This window comes from Halalkalibaculum sp. DA3122 (assembly GCF_043951865.1).
GTDB lineage: Bacteria > Bacteroidota > Rhodothermia > Balneolales > Balneolaceae > JAMQKA01.
The window spans coordinates 1-395 of sequence record NZ_JBINJF010000122.1; the positions used below are offsets into that span (position 1 = coordinate 1).

A 395-nucleotide genomic window follows, 5' to 3' on the forward strand; every position below is an offset into this window, starting at 1 on the left:
AATGGTGGATGTGGCCTGGTGACGGGCTTCGATCAGGTCCATCAGCAACTGCCGGTCGGCCGGATCCATCGGATGCAGCCCAAAGTCATCGAGAACGAGCAGATCGGTCTTTAGGAGACTTTTCAGCAGTTTGGGCCAGTTGCCTTCGAGTTTGGCCAGTTTCGCCTCGTCAAAAAACTGGGCGGTAACAAAATAGCGGGTTTTAAGGCCCATCAGACATGCCTGGCGGCCGATCGCCTGCCCGAGCCAGCTTTTGCCGGTTCCGGTTGGGCCGGTAATAATGAGGTTCTCGGCCTTCCTGGCAAAGTTTAGGCTCAGCAGGCGTCCCATCAGGGTCTTGTCGAGCCGTCGATCGGGATGGTAGTCGATGTCGGTGGCGGCCGCCTGCTGGCGGA

The 395-nt window shown here is 58.5% G+C and carries 1 protein-coding gene; it reads right to left on the bottom strand.

Features of this window, described 5'->3' with window-relative positions:
• Positions 1-395 (bottom strand): ATP-binding protein (locus ACG2F4_RS19460; protein WP_395262605.1); only part of this gene is annotated, 395 nt, incomplete at both ends.